This is a genomic window from Ruegeria sp. ABV4_181, assembly GCF_056158465.1.
This window is the reverse complement of the sequence record NZ_JBSWTI010000006.1, coordinates 176025-196443: the sequence shown is the minus strand read 5'-3', so window position 1 is coordinate 196443 and position 20419 is coordinate 176025. Positions and strand designations below refer to the sequence as shown.

Here is a 20419-nt window from a genome sequence, read left to right as displayed (position 1 = left end):
GCCGGTGCGGCCCGGGTCTTAATTTTATTTCAGCGCGTCCCAGCTGGACTGGATTTCACGCGCGACCGCCGTGGCGTCTTCGCCACCGGCATAGTCGACCATGCCTGTCCAGAACGTTCCGCCGCCAACGCCGCCGGGCATCAGGTCCGAGCCGTCAAAGCGGAAGGTGGTCGCGCCCAGCAGGATATCGTTCATCTTGCGCAGCGTTGGATCGCTGAAGGCGTCCGGGTTGACGCCTTTGTGCGGCGTCAGGAACCCTTTGCGGGCCATCCAGATTTCATGCGCCTCGGGCTCCTGCAGGAACTTGATCAGATCATGCGCGGCCTGATTTTCGCTGGTGATCGCCCACAACGTACCCGCCCCCAGAACCGGTTTTCCGAGGTCCTTGTCCGCATAGGCCGGGAAATAGAAGAAATCCGCGTCCTCGCCGACAATTGTCCCTTCAGGGAAGAACGACGGGATGAAAGACGCCTGGCGATGCATGTAGCACTGCGGTGGGCTGTCGAACAGGCCCTTGGGACTGTCGCGGAAGTCGGTCGAAGCTACAACGCCGGCCCCGCCGGCCACGTAGTCGTCATTGCGGGCGAATGCACCGAATTCTTCAATGGCGGCGATGATCCTCGGGTCGTCAAACGGGATCGAATTGTCCACCCAGCCATCATAAACGTCAGGTGTCTGCGTGCGCAGCAGCATATCTTCGACCCAGTCGGTTGCCGGCCAACCGGTGGCGCCGCCCGAACCCAGACCGATGCACCATGGCGTTTCGCCATCGGCTACAATCTGGTCAGTCAGCGCCTTCAGCTCTTCCATGGTCTCTGGCACTTCGTACCCGGCGTCTTCGAAGTTCTCGGGCAGGTACCAGACCAGGGATTTCACATCGACCTTGTAGAAAAAGCCATAGAGCTGATCATTGCCGTCGGCATCCGCATAGGTGCCCAGATCGACCCAGGACTGACCCGCCGCGTAATTGTCACGAATCCAGTCACCGGTGCCTTCGGCCAGCGGCGTAAGGAATCCGCGGCTTGCCATATCAGCGGCCAGACCCGGTTGCGGGAATACAGTGACATTTGGCGCCGATCCGGCCTCGGCATCGACAAGAATTTGTTGCTCCAGGCTGTCCGAACCCACATAGCGGACATCGTGACCGGATGCTTCTGCAAAGGCGCTGAGAACGGCCTCGACATTTTCCTGATCAGGCCCCAGCCACGGGCCGAAGACCGTTACCTGTTCCGCAACTGCGCCAGACGCCGTTAATGCCATTGCAGCAACGCTGCAACCCAACAGTCTTCTCATTTTTTCCTCCCTAGCATGATCGCACGGACTGTCGTTTTTGTGCCGTGACAGGCCATTTAAAGCGCTTTCATTGTTTCAAACGTGACGGATGCAGACGATTCTGTCAAACTCCGTTGCAACTGAAATTGATACACATGACCCGGATCCGTCGGGTCCGAGCGTGGTGGCTAAAGGAATATGAACTTAAAAGACCTGGCGAAGCGACTGAATCTATCGCAAGCAACCGTCAGCCGGGCGCTGAACGGTTACCCCGAAGTCGGTTCTTCGACCCGGGAACGCGTCCTTGCGGCGGCGGCGCGTTATAACTACAAACCCAACGCCCGCGCCATCGGTCTGGCCACCGGTCGCGCCAACGCAATTGGCCATATCGTGTCCATCTCGAACAAACGCGAAACGCTGAATCCTGTATTCGGCGATTTTCTGGTGGGCGCGAATGAAGTCTACGCGCGCGAAGGTTTCGACATGAACCTGTCGCTGGTCGAAGACGATTTTCTGGGCGATGTTTTCCGCGCCCTGAAAACGCGGGGAACCGTTGACGGTGTCATCGTGCACTGGCCTGTCGCCAACGATTCCCGGATTGCGCTGCTCAGCGATATCGGTCTTCCGTTTGTGGTCCACGGTCGGGTGTCCGAAGTTTCGCAACCCTACAGCTGGGTGGATATAGAAAACCGCAAGTGTTTTCGGCGCGCAACGGAGCATCTTGTCGAATTCGGGCATCAGCGCATTGGTCTGATCAACGGGCGCGAAGTGCTGAGTTTCGCCTCAAGCCGGCGCGCGGGGTATGAAGAAGTCCTGCGTCTCAACGGCTTTGCCGTCGACCCGGACCTGCATACAAGTGACGAGATGACGGAAGGGTACGGGTTCAGCGCAGCGTCGAAAATGCTCAGCCTTTCTGACCCGCCGACAGCCTTTCTGACCTCTTCGGTTATTATTGCCTGGGGTGTGCGCCGCGCGATCGATGCCGCCGGCCTGAAGATTGGAGTCGATGTCTCTGTGGTGACCCATGACGACGATCTTTACTATATGGCTAACGACGGAAACCCGCCATTTTTCACCGCAACGCGGTCTTCGGTGCGCGAGGCCGGCAATCTTGCCGCCGAAACTCTGATCCGCAGGATTCGAACGCCGGACGCAGAACACGAGCAACACCTCGTGGAGTCGGAGTTCATAGTTGGAACCTCGTCAGCGCCGCGGCGTCAGACCCTTTTCTGAAGACATCCGAGAGTTGGGCGTGTAGCTGGCGGTACCAAACTCTGGTGTGTTCAGCCGGCAGGCCGATTCAGGTCATAACGTCCGGAGACGGCCTCTCACAGATTTCGCGGAGCTTCGATATTTCCGCGATTGCCTCTGCGACGCCCTGCAACGCCGATTGCGTTTCGACGTCCAGTGCGCCGTCTTTGGGCGCGTAGCGCTCAAGATAAACGCGGATCGTTGCATTGTCGGTTCCGGTGCCAGACAGGCGCAGCACGCCGCGACTTCCGTCTTCGAATTGCAGGCGGACGCCCTGGTTGCTGCTGACCGATCCATCCACCGGATCGTGGTAGGAAAACTGGTCTGCCGAAGCGACGACATACCCGCCCACGACAGCGCCCGAAAGATCGGGCAACCGCGCTGTCAGTTCGTCCATCATCTGCGCCGCCTTCGCGCTCTCCACCGCCTCATAATCGTGCCGGGAATAGTAGTTGCGCCCGTAGGTCCGCCAGTGATCCTGCAAAATCTCAAGAACGGAAGTCTTGCGCGCTGCCAGAATGTTCAGCCACAGCAGCACCGCCCAAAGGCCGTCTTTCTCGCGTACGTGATCCGAGCCGGTCCCGGCGCTTTCCTCACCGCACAGCGTTATGCGCCCTGCGTCGAGAAGATTGCCGAAAAACTTCCACCCGGTGGGCGTTTCGAAACATTCGATGCTCAGCGCTTCGGCGACACGGTCCACGGCTGTGCTTGTGGGCATGGATCGCGCCACTCCGGCGAGACCCCGATCATACCCCGGTGCAAGGTGGGCATTGGCCGCAAGAACCGCCAGGCTGTCGGAAGGTGTCACGTAGATGCCCCGCCCGAGGATCATGTTGCGGTCGCCGTCCCCATCCGAGGCGGCGGCAAAATCGGGGCCGTCCGGCGACATCACCAGATCCACCAGCGGTTTTGCCCAGATCGGGTTCGGATCGGGATGCCCCTTGCCGAAATCGACAGAGGGTGCTGCGTTGATCACCGACCCTGCGGGGGCGCCCAGTTCATCCTCAAGGATCGCTTTCGCATAAGGTCCGGTCACTGCGTGCATCGCGTCAAAGCGCAGGGAAAATCCACCGGAAAGCAGCGCTCTGATCCGGTCGAAATCAAACAGTTGTCGCATCAGGTCGGCGTAGTCCGCCACCGGATCGACAATTTCGACAACCATGCCATTCAGATTGGATGTTCCGATCTGTTCCAGATCGATATCCCTGGTATCAAGCGTCTGGTATTCGACAATTCGCTGAGTTTCGGCGTACAGCTTTTCCGTCAGTCCTTCGGGGGCGGGACCACCATTGGACGTGTTGTATTTCAGCCCGAAATCGGCATCGATTCCACCGGGGTTGTGGCTTGCCGACAGGATGAGCCCGCCATCCGCACCTCGCTGACGAATGAGGTTCGATGCCGCCGGTGTCGACAGCAGCCCGCCCCGGCCGACGATCACATGCGACGCGCCGTTGGCGGCGGCCATGCGCAAGATGGTCTGGATCGCCTCGGCATTGAAGAACCGCCCATCGCCGCCCACAACGAAGGTTTTGCCCGACGCCCCGCCAATGGCGTTGAAAACCGACTGAACGAAGGTTTCCAGATAACCTGGCTCCATAAAGACCCGTGTCTTCTTTCTCAGGCCGGAGGTGCCCGGTTTTTGCCCCGGGAAAGGCGTGCATGAATGAGTCACGTGAGGCATGTGTCTGGTTCCTTGCTGATCTCAGGCAAAGGGGCTCCCCGCGCTGTCGCCATCAGCGCGCATGTTTCCACAATAGCGGGTGAGGTGGCAAAGTCATCAACGGCCACAGGCAGCCGTCGCCGCCAATTCGGGTGTTCGTCCACGGTGCCCGGCAGGTTCTGCGAATCTTCGCAGCCGAACACATCATCCAGTTGCACCGTCGCCAGGGCGGCGGGGCTTTGCGCAAGGCCCGTTTGGATTGCGTTGCGAATGTCGTTTTGGGTCGCGTCGGGGGGTATGTTGCAATGTGTGCGCAGGCTGTTGCGCTGCTGCGCGCGGTTGCCATGGCTTGCTTTGGCTCTGTCGACAGACAACCAGCCAAGCTCGCGCCAACATTCGATGTCCCGACCACGCCAGAAACCTTTGATCGTTGGTGTGTCATGGGTGCCGAAACACGTCATGCTGAACGGCCGCATGTGCTGCGCGGGCCGCAAGGACCCGTCGGACTCTGCCTCGTATTGCCATACGGCATAGCTGTAGAGGCCCGAGTTGTTGAGCCGCTCGCGAAAACCCGACGGGACGAGGCCCAGATCCTCGCCCACGACAAGGCAGCGATTGCGCCACGCCTCGATGGCTACCACGGCAAGAAGTGAGTCGAAGGGTTGGGTCACATACCCACCGGGGCTGCCGTCATCCGGCACCCAGAAGCTGCGCATGAGGCCAAGCACGTGGTCGATCCGGACAATGCCCGCCCGCGCCATCAGTTTCCCCAGCAGTGCCCGGATCGGCTGATACCGGTTGCGGCTGAGCTTGTTGGGCGCATAGGCGGCGAGGGTCCAGGACTGTCCGCCGGGGCTCAGATGATCCGGCGGGGCGCCGATCGATACGCCTTCGGCAACGATGTCCTGATGCATCCAGACCTCGGCGCCGCCCGGCCGCGCACCGACCGCAAGGTCGAGATAGAGCCCAAAGGCCATGCCGTTTTCGTGTGCGGTTTTCTGGGCGGACTCGATCTGCGTGTCCGCCCGCCATTGCAGCCACTTATGAAACACATCGCGCGGATCGGACCCGGGTCCGTTGGGCTCTCTTAGGTGGTCGGGCCAATCCTGGAAGTCGCTGCCATAGTGTTCGCTGGTGGTCTCGAAGCGTGCAAAGTGAGCAAGCTCCGCCCCTTCTCTTTCGCAGAAAGACCGAAAAGAACTGGTGTTGGATGAGGTCGCGTTTTGCTCGAATCCCGCAAATTCCGCCTCAAGGGCCCGGCGATGACGCGCGCGGAATGCCGGATAATCCACCAATGCACATTCGGGTGACGGGCCAAGTCCTTCTTTGGTGGCGATGTGGTCGATATTCAGGAAACCGCGATGGCAGGGCGAATAGGGACTGATCGTGTCATCGGCTGCCCAGCCCAGTGCGTGAATCGGGTTGACCCCGAAATACTGCGCCCCGGCGCGGCCCAACGCCGCCATAGCAGAAGCAAGATCGGAATAGTTTCCCAGCCCGCCATTCAAGGATGACCGCAAAGCATAAAGCGCGCCCGACACCCCCCAGGCTGATTGGGTTCCGGCCAGCGTGGCGATGTCCGGTGCCGCCGCAGGGCGGCTGAGGATAAAGACCTCCTCGGCCCAGTCCGCGCTTTTGACCAGCAGTGTGAAGTACCCGACCGGCAACGCCTGAACGGTAATCCGGGCGTCGCTGCGCCCTGCCTGCACCTCGTTGTCATCCGTGTCGAGGACATGCCATTCACAGGAATCCGGAACCGCGATGTCCACCGGTGCGCTTGCCTGCGCCACCAGTTCACCGGGCAGGTGTCTGGCCGTGACGAACGCTTGTCGCGCGTGCAGCGCGTCTGTGATCGCGGCGTCGGTGTCGGTCGGGATGCCCAATGCGGTCAGCAGCGCCCGCAGCGTCGGCGGCTCACTGACCTGACGATGCCCGCTCCAGCCGTCATATTCCAGGTGAATGCCCCACTCCTGCGCGAGGAGCCTGAGCTTATCGTCCGAAGTCAATGTCATGGCGGGCGCTAGGCCAGAACAAAGGCCGCGACCGAATTGGCCGCAATCCTGGTCGTCGGCGTCGTGATCGGGCGGGTTTGCTGCAAGTCCGACGAGGTGTCGATCTCCTGCTGCCATTGCCTGTCGCCCGCTGACGGCAGCGTGAGGTCCAGCGCCTGAGCTTCACGGTTGAACGCCAGAAGGACCACGTCCGACAAAGCGTCCCCCGCTGCGCTTTCGGCACATCCGCGCAGGATCAGGCACAGGCTGGACAAGCTCGGGTCGCGCCAGTTCAGCGCCGACCCGTCCATCGCCCGCCATTCGACGTCCGGTTTGCCGTCCGCCCGTTCAGCCCCGTGCAGAAAGCGGTTCTGCCGCAGCGCCGGATGGCCGGCGCGGAACCGTGACAGCGCCGCAGTAAAGTCGACCAGATCCTGATCCATTGCCTGCCAGTCAATCCAGCTTGTCGGGTTGTCCTGACAATAGGCATTGTTGTTGCCGTTTTGCGAATTGCCGCCCTCGTCACCGGCCAACAGCATCGGGGTGCCCTGTGACAGCATGACCGTCGCAAGCATGTTCCGAACCCGCTGGCGGCGTGCGGCGATGATCTGGGGATCGTCGCTGTCGCCCTCGACGCCGAAATTATCGCTGTAATTGCTGTGGTGACCGTCCCGGTTGTCTTCGCCGTTGGCCATGTTGTGGCGGTGCAGGTAACGTGTCGTGTCGGCCAATGTGAATCCGTCATGCGACGCCGCAAAGTTTACGGATGACCATGCCTGACGCCCCTTTGTGTCGAACAGGTCCGCCGAACCCAGCAGGGCCGAGCCCATATCCTGTGCCGAATGCCCGTCGCCGCGCCAGAACTTTCGCACGGTGTCGCGAAAACGGTCGTTCCATTCGACAAATTCCGGCGGAAAACGACCCAGTTGGTAACCACCCGGTCCGATATCCCAGGGCTCTGCGATCAGCTTCACGCCTGCCAGAACAGGGTCCTGTCGCAGGGCATCCAGAAACCCTCCGTTGGCCTCGAACCCGTGCACTTCGCGCGCCAACGTGGTCGCAAGGTCGAAACGGAACCCGTCCACACCCATTGCCTGTACCCAGAATCGCAGGCTGTCCATCACCAGTCGCAGCACGAAAGGATGGCTGACCTTCAGAGTGTTTCCCGTGCCGGTGTCATTCACATAATAGCGGGGCTGACCGTCGAGCAGCAGATAGTATGAGGCATTGTCGATGCCCCTGAAGCTCAGGGTCGGACCCAGATGATCACCTTCAGCGGTGTGGTTGTAGACGACGTCCAGAATGACTTCGATACCTGCTTCGTGAAACCGGTCGACCATTGCCCGGAAGCCAAACACACCCGACGGCCCGAAGTATCGCGGGTCGGGGGCAAAGAAACCGATGGAGTTGTAGCCCCAGTAGTTTTTCAGCGAACGCGCGTTCAGGGCACCCTCGGAGGTGAATGCCTGGACCGGCATGATCTCAACTGCCGTGACACCAAGGTGGTTCAGGTGATCGAGAACGGGTTGCGATGCCAGCCCGTCATAGGTGCCGCGCAAATGCTCCGGAATGTCGGGGTGTTGTCTGGTCAGGCCCTTCAGGTGGGTTTCATAGATGAATGTTCCGTCCCAGCCGCGGCCCAGCGTAACCGCGTCAGGCACAAAGCTGTCGGGGTGCGAAACCACGGATTTCGGAACATGGGGCGCACTGTCGGCCTCGTTGAATGACAGGTCGCCATAAGGGGAGTCGGGCAGGTATCCCAGTGCATCGCGATGATGGGTGAAGCCGCCAAAGAACTCTCGGGTATAGGGGTCGAGCAGCAGTTTGTTCGCGTTGAACCGATGTCCCCGCTCCGGCGCAAAGGGGCCGTCGACCCGATATCCGTACAAGGCCCCGGGTTTCAGGCCGGGAACATAGCCGTGCCAGACCGCGCCGTTTCTTTCCGGCAGCGGCAGCCGCTCCAATTCGGTCTGCCCGTCATCGGAAAAAAGGCACAGATTAACGCGGGATGCATGTTCGGAGAACAGGGCGAAATTTGCGCCCTCGCCATCGAAATGCGCGCCCAAGCGCGCCGGGTTTCCCTGCCTGATCGCCATGTCCTTACGGCCCATATCCTTCATGCGCACAGCTCATTATACAGGTGCGCATAGGCGGATGCAGACCGGTCCCACCCGACGGGCTGCCGCATCGCCGCGCGTTGCATCGTCTGCCAGGTCTTAGTGTCGGCATAGGCGTCGAACACCCGGTCAAGCGCCGCGGTGATGCCGTCGGCAGTCACCCGATCAAACACAAATCCCGTGGCACATTCCATATCCATCGCGGCAGCATTTGCGTCAATCACGGTATCGGCCAACCCGCCGGTGCGGGCAACCACGGGCAGGGTGCCGTAACGCAGGCCATAAAGCTGTGTCAGGCCGCACGGCTCGAACCGCGACGGGATCAGGATGGCGTCGCTGCCGCCCTGTAAAAGATGGGCGAACCCTTCGTCATAGTCGATCAGGGCGCCAACCTGACCAGGGTATTCCTTGGCGGCGCCCGCAAAGGCGCCTTGCAGGTCGGTCTCGCCGGTGCCCAGAACCGCCAGTTGGCCGCCGCGCTTGACGAAGTGCGGGATCGCGCCGGCCAGCGCGTCCAGCCCCTTTTGCCGGGTCAGGCGGCTGATCACGCAAAACAAGGGGCCGGAACTGTCGCTGGCCAGACCAAGTCGGGCCGCAATCTCTGCGCGGTTCTCAGATTTGCGCGCCAGACTGCGGGCATTATAGGTGCGCGCCAGTGCAGGGTCGCTGGCCGGGTCCCAGACGCCGGTGTCTATGCCGTTCAGGATGCCGGACAAGACAGCAGATCGCGCCTGCAGGACGCCTTCCAGCCCCATGCCATATTCCGAGGTCAGGATCTCGCTGGCGTAGGTTGGGCTGACGGTCGTGATCCGGTCGGCGAACATGAGACCGCCCTTTAGAAATCCCAGCGCGCCGTGATATTCCAGCCCATCAGGATGATACCAGTCCCCTCGTAATCCCAAATCGCCCATGACGTGGGGCGAGAATAGGCCCTGAAAGGCAATGTTGTGAATCGTCAGGACCGATTTCGGTACCTTGTGGCCAGCCTGTTTCAGATAGACCGGAACCAGGGCCGCCTGCCAGTCATGCGCGTGAACGATATCCGGGACCCAATCGCCCGACCCGTTCACCGCGATCCGCGCCGCGGCTTGGGCAAGCGCGCCAAAGCGCTGGTGATTGTCGGACCAATCCGCCCCGTCCGGTCCTGAATAGGGTCCACCGGGGCGGTCAAATAGCTGCGGGGCATCCAGCAGTAACAGATCAAGCCCTTCGGCCTTTACATGCACCACCTGCCCGTATCCGCCCGGCAGATTGTCAAAACTGGCGATCTGACGCCCCTTGGACAGCAGCGGCTGCAATGAAGGGTAGGCCGGTAACAACGTGCGGCATTCCACCCCGTGTTCAGCCAAAACCGTTGGCAGCGCGCCAACAACATCCGCAAGTCCGCCGGTCTTGATGAATGGTGCGCATTCCGACGCAACCATCAGTATCTTCATGTCACATTTCCAATCGATCGATCATGGCCTGTGTGATCAGGCAAATGCCGCCTTCGGTACGCCGGAACCGTTTGGCGTCCAGTTCGGGATCTTCGCCGACAATGAGCCCGGGTGGTATCTTGACGCCACGGTCGATGACAACGTTTTTCAGGTAGGCGCGACGCCCGACCTCGCAGTAAGGCAGCGCGACCGCGCCTTCAAGCTGCGAAAAGGAATGTGTTTTAACGCCGGTGAACAACAAGCACCGATAGAGCGACGAGCCGGAGACGATGCAGGCACCGGACACCATTGACGACACCGCCTGTCCGCGCCGGCCTTCCTCGTTGTGGATGAACTTGGCCGGCGGGGTCAGTTCGGAATAGGTCCAGATCGGCCAGTCGGTGGCATAGATGTCGAGCCCGGGTTTGAAATCGGTCAGGTCGATATTCGCCTGCCAATAGGCGTCAATCGTTCCGACGTCGCGCCAGTATGGCTCGTCCTCCAGACCCGACATGACGCAGGAGCGGCTGAAGGGATGCGCCATCGCGCCGCCTTCGGCCACGATGTCCGGGATTATGTCCTTGCCGAAATCGTGGCTGGACTCCGCGTTCAAGGCGTCTTTTTCGAGGATGCTGTAGAGGTATTCGGCTTCGAAAACATAGATTCCCATGCTGGCCAGCGACTGATCGGGATTGCCAGGCATTGCCGGCGGATCGGCGGGCTTTTCCACGAAATCCAGGATCTTGTCAGTTTCGTCCACGGCCATCACGCCAAACCCCTTGGCCTCTTCCCGGGGCACCTCGACACATCCAACCGTTACCTTGGCCCCGGACCGGACATGCTGTTCGATCATGTGGGAATAGTCCTGCTTGTAGACATGATCACCGGCCAGGACGAGAATGTATTTCGGACCGTAGCCGCGCAGGATGTTGATGTTCTGGGTCACCGCGTCGGCGGTGCCCTTGTACCAGTTCTCTTCGTCGAGCTGCTGCGACGCGGGCAGGATATCCAGCGATTCATTGCGCTCGGCGCGAAAGAAACTCCAGCCCCGTTGCAGGTGCCGGATCAGGCTGTGCGCCTTGTATTGCGTGGCGACGCCGATCCGCCGGATGCCCGAATTCACTGCGTTGGACAAAGCGAAATCTATGATCCGGGTCTTGCCGCCGAAATACACGGCCGGCTTGGCCCGTACATCCGTCATTTCCTTGAGGCGACTTCCTCGGCCACCAGCAAGGACGTAAGCCATCGTTTGCTGTGCCAGTCGGTAACGGTCTCGTTCCATAATGTCCCCTCCCAATGAAGCCTTTCAATTATTCTTATCGTAACTCAAAGAATACGGTGGCCAGCGGCGGCACGGTCAAGGCGATCGAGTGATCGCAGCCATGCGCCGGAACGGGCGCGGATGTCACGCCGTCCCCGTTGCCCTGATTGCTGCCGCCATAAAACATGGAATCCGTGTTCAGCCGCTCGGCCCAGAACCCTGGCGCGGGTACTCCGATCCGATAGCCGGTTCTGGGTACAGGCGTGAAGTTCGCCACGGCAAGGATCGGTTTGCTTTCGTCAATGCCATAACGCACCCACGAAAACACCGATTCATCGGCGTTGCCGCCGTCAATCCATTGGAACCCGTCGGCCTGACAATCTTTCTCGTATAGCGCCGGCGTCGCACGGTAGAGCGCGTTCAGATCCCGCACCAGCCGTTGCACGCCCTCGTGAGGGCCGTGTTCCAGAAGATGCCAGTCGAGACTTTGTTCGTGGTTCCATTCCGAGGCCTGCGCAAACTCACCCCCCATGAACAAAAGCTTTTTGCCGGGATGTCCCCACATGAACCCAAAATAAGCCCGCAGATTGGCAAAGCGCTGCCAGTCGTCGCCGGGCATTCTGTCCAGTAACGACCCCTTGCCATGCACAACTTCGTCGTGGCTGAGCGGCAGAACGAAGTTTTCGGAGAACGCATAATGCAGACCAAAGGTCATTTTGTCGTGATGGTATTTCCGGTGCACCGGGTCTTCGGCCATGTAACGCAGGGTGTCGTTCATCCAGCCCATGTTCCACTTGAACCCGAACCCCAGACCGCCGTCAGAGGTCATGCCGCAAACGCCGGGAAACGCGGTCAATTCCTCGGCAATGGTCATGGCGTCGGGATAGGCGGCATAGACCGCCTCGTTCATGCGCTGCAGGAAGCTTATCGCCTCAAGGTTTTCCCGGCCGCCATGGACATTGGGCACCCACTCGCCCTCTTTGCGCGAATAGTCACGGTAAAGCATCGAGGCGACAGCATCCACCCGCAGCCCGTCGATGTGGTACTCTTCCATCCAGAATTTAGCATTGGCAGTCAGGTAGTTGGCTACCTCGGATCGGCCGTAGTTGTAAACCAGCGTGTTCCAGTCCGGGTGAAAACCTTCCTTGGGATCGAAATGTTCATAAAGCGCGGTGCCATCGAACCGCCCCAACCCGTGCTGGTCCGTCGGGAAATGGCCCGGAACCCAATCAATGATGAGGCCCAGATCAGCCTGATGGCACGCGTCCACAAATGCGCGAAAATCCTCGGGCGGGCCAAAACGGGCGGTCGGCGCGAATAGACCGATGGGTTGATATCCCCATGAGCCGCCAAACGGGTATTCCGAGATCGGCGTCAGTTCGATATGGGTGAATCCCATGTCACGGACGTACCCAACCAAAACATCCGCAAGTTCGCGGTAAGAGAGGGCTCGCCCACCTTCTTCCGGTACACGCCGCCAGCTCTCCAGGTGCACTTCGTAAACGGACATTGGCTGATCGACGCCATGCCGTCCCTTGCGGGCCGACATCCATGCGTCGTCACCCCATTGATAGCCTTTCAGATCGCGCACCACCGAGGCCGTCTTGGGCGGCATCTCGGCACCGAACCCGACCGGGTCGGCCTTTTGCGGAAGAAGCTGGCCGTTGTCGCCCACGATCTCGTATTTATAGACTGTACCTTCGCCGAGATCGGGCAGGAATATCTCATGTACCCCTGTCTGGCCCCGTCGGCGCATCACGTGCCGCCGCCCGTCCCAGCCATTGAAATCGCCCACCACCGACACCCGCCGCGCGTTTGGTGCCCAGACGGCAAAATGAACGCCGTCGGAACCGCCGTGGTCAACGACATGCGCACCCAGGGCGCGCCAAAGCTGCCCATGCGTGCCTTCGCCCAGAAGGTATTCGTCAATCTCGCCCAGATATGGCCCGAACGCGTACGGGTCCTGCACGGTCCAGGTATCGTCGCCACGGGTCAGGCGCAGAAGGTAAGAAAACCTTTTTTTCCGGCGCGGAACAGTTCCGGCAAACACGCCGCCGTCTTCGGGTTCAACCCGCGACAGGGCGCACAGTTTGCGCCCGGTCTTTTGATCCAGCACCTCGACAGTGTCCGCCTCAGGATGAAAACACCGGATCGACAAACGCCCATCGACGCTGTGCATTCCAAGAACCGAGAACGGATCCCCGTGCGCGCCGCCGGCAATAGCCAGTACCGTGTCACGAGGGATCAGTTCGGTGTTCATGCTGTTTTCCCCAAAGCCAAGGTTTCGGCGCTTTCGGCATGCCAGATGTCGCGCGCATACCCTTTGATCGTCCGGTCGGACGAAAACCATCCCATGCTGGCCGTGTTTTGCAAGGCCATCGCAGTCCAGCGGTCGGTGTCGCGATAGGCCGCATCGGCCCGGCGCTGTTCTTCAAAGTAACTGTCAAAGTCGCATGTCACCAGAAAATAGTCATGGTCGTACAGCGTTCCGATCAGCGAATGATAGCGCCCCGGCTCTTCCGGAGAGAACCTGCCGTCAAAAATCTGGCCCAGCACCCGCTGCAGCCGCGGGCTGGAGGCAATCGCCCGGCGCGCGTATTCATGCTGGGTGCGCCGCTCCATGACTTCCGATGCGGTCAGGCCGAACAGAAAGAAGTTGTCCGCCCCGACATGTTCGCGAATTTCGACATTAGCCCCGTCCAGAGTGCCGATCGTCAAAGCGCCGTTCAGGGCGAATTTCATGTTTCCGGTGCCGGACGCTTCTTTGCCTGCGGTTGAGATTTGTTCGGACAGATCGGCAGCCGGGATCAGCTGTTCCGCCATGGTCACGTTGTAGTTCGGCGGAAACACCACCTTGAGCAGGTCAGCGGTGGCAGGGTCGGAATTGATGACCTTGGCCACGTCATTGATCAGGTGCACGATCCGCTTGGCCACGTGATAGCCCGGCGCGGCCTTGCCACCAAAGATTTTCACGCGTGGGGTCCAGTCCCTGTTCGGCTCATCCCGCATCTCATTCCAAAGCGCGATGGTTTCCAGAATGTTCATGAACTGGCGCTTGTATTCGTGAATACGTTTGATTTGCACATCGAACATGGCGTCCGGGTCGACGGAAACCCCGCATTTCTCAGAAATCCAGCCTGCAAGCTGTTCCTTGTTGTGCCGTTTGGCTGCGCGGAAATCCGTCAGAAACGCCTGATCTCCGGCGCGATCCTTCAGTTGTTTCAACTGTTCAAGATCCGCAACCCAGCCGTCGCCGATTTCCCGTGTGATCAGGTCCGACAGGGCCGGGTTGGACGTATGCAGCCATCGCCGCGGCGTGATGCCGTTGGTCTGGTTGACGATCCGCGAGGGGTGAATGCGGTGAAGATCGGCAAAGACCGTTTCTTTCACCAGATCGGTGTGCAGCGCCGAGACACCGTTGACCTTATGGGCCATGATGAACGCCAGCTCTCCCATTCTGACCTCGCCGTGGTGCAGGATGCGCGGGCTGCCGGGGAATTCCTGCTGTTGCATGTCGTCGATGACCCGGATGATCTCCAGATGTCGGGGCAGGACGCGACCCAGAAGCCCCTCGTGCCATCTTTCCAGCGCTTCGGGCAACAGCGTGTGGTTGGTGTAACCCAGACAGTTTCGTGCAAGCGAGATCGCCGCATCCAGCGGCAGGCCGTGGTCGTCGGCCAGAATCCGCACCAGTTCCGGCCCAGCGATGGCGGGATGGGTGTCGTTCAGCTGGATGGCGACGGCATTTGGCAATTCACGGATATCATCGTGGTCGGTCAGGAACCGGCGAACCAGATCGTTGATCGAGGCGGCGGTAAAGAAATATTCCTGCTTCAGCCGCAGTTCCTTACCTGCTTCGGTCGTGTCGTCGGGATAGAGAACCCGCGAGATTGTCCGCGCCAACGCTTCGGACCGGCTGGCCGCCAGGTAATCGCCCTTGTTGAAGCTTTCCAGATCGAAGTCGTTTTCCGGCTGTGCCGACCACAGACGAAGGGTGTTGCCCCATTTGCCCTGCCAGCCAACGACCGGAACATCAAACGCCTGCGCGACAACGGTATCAGACGGGTGCCATTCGGCCTTGCCGCCATTGTGATCGACATACCCGCCGAACGCGATCCGGTAGCGGACTTCGGGGCGTTCAAACTCCCACGCGAACCGCTGTCTCAGCCAGGATTCCGCACCTTCGATCTGCCGTCCTTCTAAAAAGCTCTGTTCAAACAGCCCGTGCTCATACCGGATTCCGTAGCCGATCGCGGGAATGCCCAGCGTTGCGAGCGAATCCATGAAACAGGCCGCCAGCCGGCCCAACCCGCCGTTGCCCAACGCGGCATCCGGTTCATCGTGGAAAATGACATCTGCGTCCTGACCCAGCTCGTCCAGAGCAGCCCGGATGTCATCTGTCAGCGCCAGATTGGCGGCCATATCCTCGATCATGCGGCCGATCAGGAATTCCATCGACAGGTAATAGACGCGTTTCGCCCCGGACTGGTATGTCGCGCGCGTGCTTTCGAACCACGAGTTGACGATACGGTCCCGCAAAGTCAGCGAAAGGGCCATCCGCCAGTCATAGGTCGAAGCGTGCTCGGCGTCCTTGCCAAGCGAGTAGGTGAGGTGTTTGAGGATTTCTGATTTCATTGTCGACTTTTTTAGAAAGAGTTCGGGGGCGATTGGTTGTGAAGGCTGTACCTTCGCGGTCGGACAGGGATTTCACGTAGTCAGAATCTATTCATCATCGTCCCCGGGTGCTGTGTGTTCTGCCGCCACTGCAGGTAACGTTCCGCTTTTTCCAGGCTCGACCCTGCGGACGAATGCGTCTGCACCACGCCGTAACAACGATCCCATTTCCCGAATGGTCAGAGGGCGCGTGTAGCCAGTCAAAGCGGTTTAAATTTTCGATTTCAGAATTCCTGTGTCGTCATTGCGGGCGTGCTGCCCGAGTAACTGATCATATCAGACAACGGTCTGTCAAAGACCCAAAGGGCCGGGATTTCCGTTGATCCGAAGGAACCGAGCGAAATCAAAGACCTGAACCTGAGTAATTTCCTTGGCGGTGGAGAGCGACGCTGCGTCAGCCCTGCTGACCCGAGAGTTTTTGAACAATTTTTGGGCAATTTTGGCGCTCACTGACAGGTATTGAGCCGAATTCCTTGGGTCCGCGATCTAATCGGCTTGCAACTTTTTGGCTCTTAGCAAGGGTGAAGTGCCGGCCGGGGAATTGTCGCGGCTGAAGAGATTGGGCGTGCTCTGGAAATACAAAGCACGCCCTTCAGGCTTCTTGCCACTGCTTTGCAGCGGCAAGACAGTGTTGTCGTCTCAGCCCTTCCAATTGAAGTCGCGCCCATAGCGCAAGGCGTCGACGAAACGGTCCGGCTCAAGGCCGATATCCTTCAGCAGTCTTTTGTCCAACTTGTTGACGTGCTGGATATCCCGCCGCAGCCGGTACTTGCGAATGAGGGCTCTGAACAACTGCGCACACAGGCTGAACAGTTTTCGAACCGGGCCGTTGAACCCGTGCTGCGGTTCCAGCGACATGCAGCTGCAATCACGTGGAATCGGGACGCCATGGGCCCTGAAAAAGGAATTTCGATCAATGGACATTTTTCTCTCCTTAAATTGGCGCGATTGCGCCGAAATTGCCCGGGCCCCCGCTCACCAGGTCCCACCGAACCTTTGGTGTGCCGCGATGATTTGCGGGGTAGGAGGCCCGGACTTGCATGTCCGACCTGGCGGTCAGACGGTTTCTGCGGCGGGTTGCCGGGCCGCCTTGCAGACGTGTTCGACATGGCGGTGGTCGGTGCCGCAGCACCCGCCGATTACGGTCAGATTGGGCAGAAGCCGCCCGAGTTCCTGATGAAGCTCGCCGAATTCCTGCGGGTTTCCGTCATCCAGTTCCTCGGCCGCATCCAACTCGGCATGAGACAGGCGTGACGCGTTTGCCCGCACTCCCATGATCCGCGCGGTCCAGTCGCCACCCTGTTCCAGCACGGGCCGAAAGTGGTCTGGATGCGCGCAATTGATCATGAAATATGCCGCACCGCCGTTTGTGGCAGCATCGACCTGTTCAATGGCGGAGCGCAGGCCCTGACCCGAAGGCAGGCGACCGTCGGTCTCGACAGTGAATGAAATCACCACCGGAATGTCGACTTCCTGCGCGGCGCGCACGATACCGATGGCCTCATCGACATAGGTCATTGTGATGGCCGAGACCATGTCCGCGCCCAGCCCGGCAAACCAGTTCACCTGTGTCCGGTGATAGGTTTCGGCCTCTGCCGCGCTCAGAATTTCGGTCGGGGCATATCCGTCGCTGTGCGGTCCAATCACCCCGTTGATCACAAAGGGCGATTCCGGCGTCTCGTGTTTCTTGCGCATCTCGACCAGCGTCGCGATGACCTCGCGGTGCACTTCCTTCAGCTGATCGCGGTCCACGCCCAGCTCGGCCGCCCACCGGGGGCTGGCGCGCCAGGTCGGGGTGTCCATGACAAACCCGCGGCGGTTTTGAACCGCCAGTTCGGCAAACCCGCGCATATACCGGTCGATGGCGTCGATGCCGTCCTGACTATCCAGCGCCTTAAAGGCGGCAAACAGCGGCAGGTCGATCCCGTCATGAAAGACAAGGGTGGTTTCCAGGCCACCATCGGCCAGCATCTGGGTCCCGTTCAACTGGGGCAGGGCATTGCGATATTTCATTGCTATTCTCCTGTTTCTGGGCCGCAGGCGGGCCGTTTGGAATGAAACGGGAATAGCAGCGCGGCGGTTTCGAACCTTTAGCCGCATCTGAGCTTTTCCTGAGAAAGCATGAGGGTTAGGTTTGTTTCAAACGAGAATTGTTTCAAGCATGATCGGTTCCGGGCCATGAAATACGCGTTCAATGACTGTGTGATCGATACCGACCTCTTTCAGATATCGTGCGGCGCGGATCGCAAAAGCCTGACACCCCAGACCCTGGAAATTCTGGAATTCCTCATCGCAAACCGCGACCGGGTGGTTCTGAAGGACGAGTTGGTCGAACAGGTGTGGCAGGGGCGGTTCATCACCGACGCCACGCTATCGACGGCAATGAAAGAGGCGCGGCAGGCCGTTGGCGACACGGGGCGGGATCAGCACACGATCCGAACGATACATGGCAAAGGGTTTCGCTTTGTCGCGGATATCGACAATGCCACAGACACTGCCACATCCGCGCCGCCGTCGGACGGAATTGTTCTTGCCGTTCTGCCATTCCGAAGTCTTGGCTCCAACCCCGATGACGCGTTTCTGGCCGAAGGTCTGACCGAAGACACGATCACGAACCTGTCCCGATTTCGCGAGTTGACTCTGCTGTCGCATCGCACAACCGCGCAACTGGCTGCCGAGAGGGTTCCGAACACGAAGATGTCGGAACGATATGCAGTCACCCATGTCGTCGAAGGCAGCATCCGAAGGTCACAGAACCAGTTGCGGGTCACCGTGCAGGTGACCGAAGCCCGGGGTGGCCGGCTGGTCGCGACAGAACAGTTTGATCGGGGTGGCGGGCCCGAGACCCTGTTCGACATTCAGCAGGACATCGCAGCCCTTATCGCCGGCAGGCTGGGCAGCCGCCACGGATTGATGGCTAAGCAGGCTGCGCGCTCGGTTCCCGACGGGCGCACCCATTCCTGGGACACATACATACTCGTTGCGCAGTTTTATGAATATTACAGGTCCTACAACCATTCCCTTCACGCAGAAATCCGGGACCGGCTGAAGGACGCGCTGGCCATTGATGCCCAGTCGTCCGACGGGTGGGCTGCCTATGCCATGCTGTTGTTGGAAGAGTATCGCTATCATATCAATCAGCGTCCCGAAGTTGATGCTCTGGACCTGTCGGCAGAGGCCGCGCGCCGGGCGGTGGATTGCGATGGGCTGAACGCCTTTGCCCGGATGACTTTGGCGCTGACGCTGTTCTATCAAATGGATGTTGCCGGGTTTCGCGCCGCTGCGGATCGGGCGCTGGAACTAAATTCCGGTCATTGTGATGTTCTGGCCGAGATCGGCTCCTGCCACCTGTTTCTGGGCGAATATGACCGCGCAGTGGAATTGTTGGACCGTGCGATGGACCTGAGCCCGGTCCACCCCGGCTGGTATCACTATGCCCGCTGCTGGCTTTATGCATCGCAAGGCTTCACCGAGGCTGCGCTGGTCGAGATTGAGAAGGTCCCCATGCCCGAGTTTTTCTGGTATCAGGCGCATCTGGCATGGCTTCACGGCGAATTGGGCAACACAGAAAAAGCCGAGGCCGCCGCGGCAATCATGCGAGAGATGTTTCCTGTCTTCGAAGAGGTCGCCTATGACGAGCTTGCATTGACCGGCATCACGCCGGAACACGGTGAGATGGCCGTTCGCGGCTGGCGCAAAGCCGGGCTCAGAATCCCGGAATATCCGTCTTAGGTTGCAGGCGCATCAGAGCGGGCAGGGCAATCAGGCCCGAGATGGCGACTGCGGCGGCCAACGCCGGATAACCGCCGAAAGCGATTGCAAGCCCCCCGATCCCGCCACCCATCGCGAACCCCAGAAGATAGCGGGCCATACCCGCCGCTGGCGCGTCCGTCCGGTCCAGATAAAGCGGGAAAAGCAGGAACAGGCCAAAGGCGTTGATCAGGATCGTCACGCCAATCAACAGCTCGCTACTGGACAAATAGGTCAGCCCGCCCGCAAACGCGGCCAGCAGCAGACCAAGAATTCGGGCATGCAGGTTCAGCCGGTCGGGAAGGGTTCCGGCAAGAAACGATCCCAATGCCGAAAACAGCAGGCTGCCCGCCAGCCAGGCGCTGAGGCTGCCCAGGTTTTGCTCAACCGAATAGATCTCCAGAAAGGCCCAGTAGGCACCCATGCAGATAAAGAATGGCAGCAGGCTCAGATCCTGCTTCCAGTCAAAGTGCCGGGCCTCTTGTTTCTTTGCCAACGGCAGGTGCCGCAGCAACAGGACCGCCTGAACCGCCGCCAGAAGCGCCATCAGGGGCAGCAACGGCGTTTCGATTGCGTGAATCCCTGCCAGCAGAACGAATGAAGCGGCACAGCCGATGGCCATGCCATTGCTGATCATTCGCAATAGTTTTGTCGCATTGAAACTGCGCGACAAGGGCAAGGCCAAAACAATACCCAGCGACAAGCCGACGATTCCAGCTCCGATAAAAAGCGCTGCTGCTGCGATTGCATGAACCGCCGCCGCGCCTGCAATGCCTGCGAAGGCAACAAGCGCTGCGGTTCTTGGCAATGTCACATTTTCGGTGTCGGCGCCAATCGCACATCCAAACGCGGCGGATAGGAGGACAACGCTGGCCAAAAGGCCGGCAGCAACCTCGGAAATCCCGCTTTTGACCGCCAGTTCGGCCAGCCAGATCGGCATCGTATTCAGGATGGTGACCGCAAGGGCAATGATGAATAATCGTATCAGTTGGCCATCCTCGCCGCGTTTGGGTTGGGTGCCATTTCGA

Annotated in this window: 13 protein-coding genes; 2 read left to right on the top strand and 11 right to left on the bottom strand. The window is 59.9% G+C overall.

Annotated features, from left to right (window positions below):
• Positions 1–24: 24 nt before the first annotated feature.
• On the bottom strand, positions 25–1293 hold the full coding sequence (locus ACXAC3_RS20435; RefSeq protein ID WP_475164287.1) for an ABC transporter substrate-binding protein: 1269 nt from the start codon (positions 1291–1293) through the stop codon (positions 25–27).
• A 177-nt stretch (positions 1294–1470) separates the two neighbouring features.
• Between ACXAC3_RS20435 and ACXAC3_RS20430 the strand changes: the two genes are divergently transcribed.
• Positions 1471–2505: a LacI family DNA-binding transcriptional regulator gene (locus tag ACXAC3_RS20430; RefSeq protein WP_475164285.1), complete on the top strand. Its 1035-nt coding sequence runs from the start codon at positions 1471–1473 to the stop codon at positions 2503–2505.
• A gap of 67 nt (positions 2506–2572) precedes the next feature.
• Here ACXAC3_RS20430 and ACXAC3_RS20425 read toward each other — a convergent pair whose 3' ends face one another.
• From ACXAC3_RS20425 to ACXAC3_RS20385, 9 genes are all read right to left on the bottom strand, one after another.
• Positions 2573–4204 (bottom strand): alpha-D-glucose phosphate-specific phosphoglucomutase, encoded by a 1632-nt coding sequence (locus tag ACXAC3_RS20425; RefSeq protein ID WP_475164283.1) that lies wholly within the window; start codon positions 4202–4204, stop codon positions 2573–2575.
• Entirely contained in the window at positions 4192–6195 is a 2004-nt protein-coding gene (gene malQ, locus ACXAC3_RS20420) for a 4-alpha-glucanotransferase (protein ID WP_475164281.1), read from the bottom strand. The genes ACXAC3_RS20425 and malQ overlap by 13 nt, the downstream gene beginning before the upstream one ends.
• A gap of 8 nt (positions 6196–6203) precedes the next feature.
• Positions 6204–8294 carry a glycogen debranching protein GlgX gene (glgX, locus tag ACXAC3_RS20415; protein ID WP_475164279.1) on the bottom strand — a complete coding sequence of 697 codons (2091 nt, stop codon included), beginning with the start codon at positions 8292–8294 and terminating at the stop codon, positions 6204–6206.
• Positions 8291–9727: a glycogen synthase GlgA gene (gene glgA, locus ACXAC3_RS20410; protein ID WP_475164276.1), complete on the bottom strand. Its 1437-nt coding sequence runs from the start codon at positions 9725–9727 to the stop codon at positions 8291–8293. Before glgA ends, glgX begins: the two co-directional genes overlap by 4 nt.
• Before the next feature lies 1 nt (position 9728).
• A complete protein-coding gene (gene glgC / locus ACXAC3_RS20405; protein ID WP_475164274.1) occupies positions 9729–10988 on the bottom strand; it encodes a glucose-1-phosphate adenylyltransferase in 1260 nt (419 codons plus the stop codon).
• 34 nt (positions 10989–11022) lie between these two features.
• Positions 11023–13227 carry a 1,4-alpha-glucan branching protein GlgB gene (glgB, locus tag ACXAC3_RS20400; RefSeq protein WP_475164273.1) on the bottom strand — a complete coding sequence of 735 codons (2205 nt, stop codon included), beginning with the start codon at positions 13225–13227 and terminating at the stop codon, positions 11023–11025.
• Positions 13224–15602, bottom strand: coding sequence for a glycogen/starch/alpha-glucan phosphorylase (locus ACXAC3_RS20395; RefSeq protein WP_475164271.1), 2379 nt, complete (start codon positions 15600–15602; stop codon positions 13224–13226). Before ACXAC3_RS20395 ends, glgB begins: the two co-directional genes overlap by 4 nt.
• 678 nt (positions 15603–16280) lie before the next feature.
• Complete coding sequence (locus ACXAC3_RS20390) at positions 16281–16565, bottom strand: YjiS-like domain-containing protein (protein ID WP_475164269.1); 285 nt, start codon at positions 16563–16565, stop codon at positions 16281–16283.
• A gap of 132 nt (positions 16566–16697) precedes the next feature.
• A complete protein-coding gene (locus ACXAC3_RS20385; RefSeq protein WP_475164268.1) occupies positions 16698–17654 on the bottom strand; it encodes a homocysteine S-methyltransferase family protein in 957 nt (318 codons plus the stop codon).
• Positions 17655–17819: 165 nt separating this feature from the next.
• Here ACXAC3_RS20385 and ACXAC3_RS20380 point away from each other — a divergent pair, with 165 nt between their 5' ends.
• Entirely contained in the window at positions 17820–19373 is a 1554-nt protein-coding gene (locus ACXAC3_RS20380; protein ID WP_475164267.1) for a winged helix-turn-helix domain-containing tetratricopeptide repeat protein, read from the top strand.
• Here ACXAC3_RS20380 and ACXAC3_RS20375 read toward each other — a convergent pair.
• Positions 19348–20331, bottom strand: a complete 984-nt coding sequence (locus tag ACXAC3_RS20375) for a hypothetical protein (RefSeq protein WP_475164264.1) — start codon at positions 20329–20331, stop codon at positions 19348–19350. The two genes, ACXAC3_RS20380 and ACXAC3_RS20375, sit on opposite strands and share 26 nt — an antisense overlap.
• Between the last annotated feature and the right edge of the window lie 88 nt (positions 20332–20419).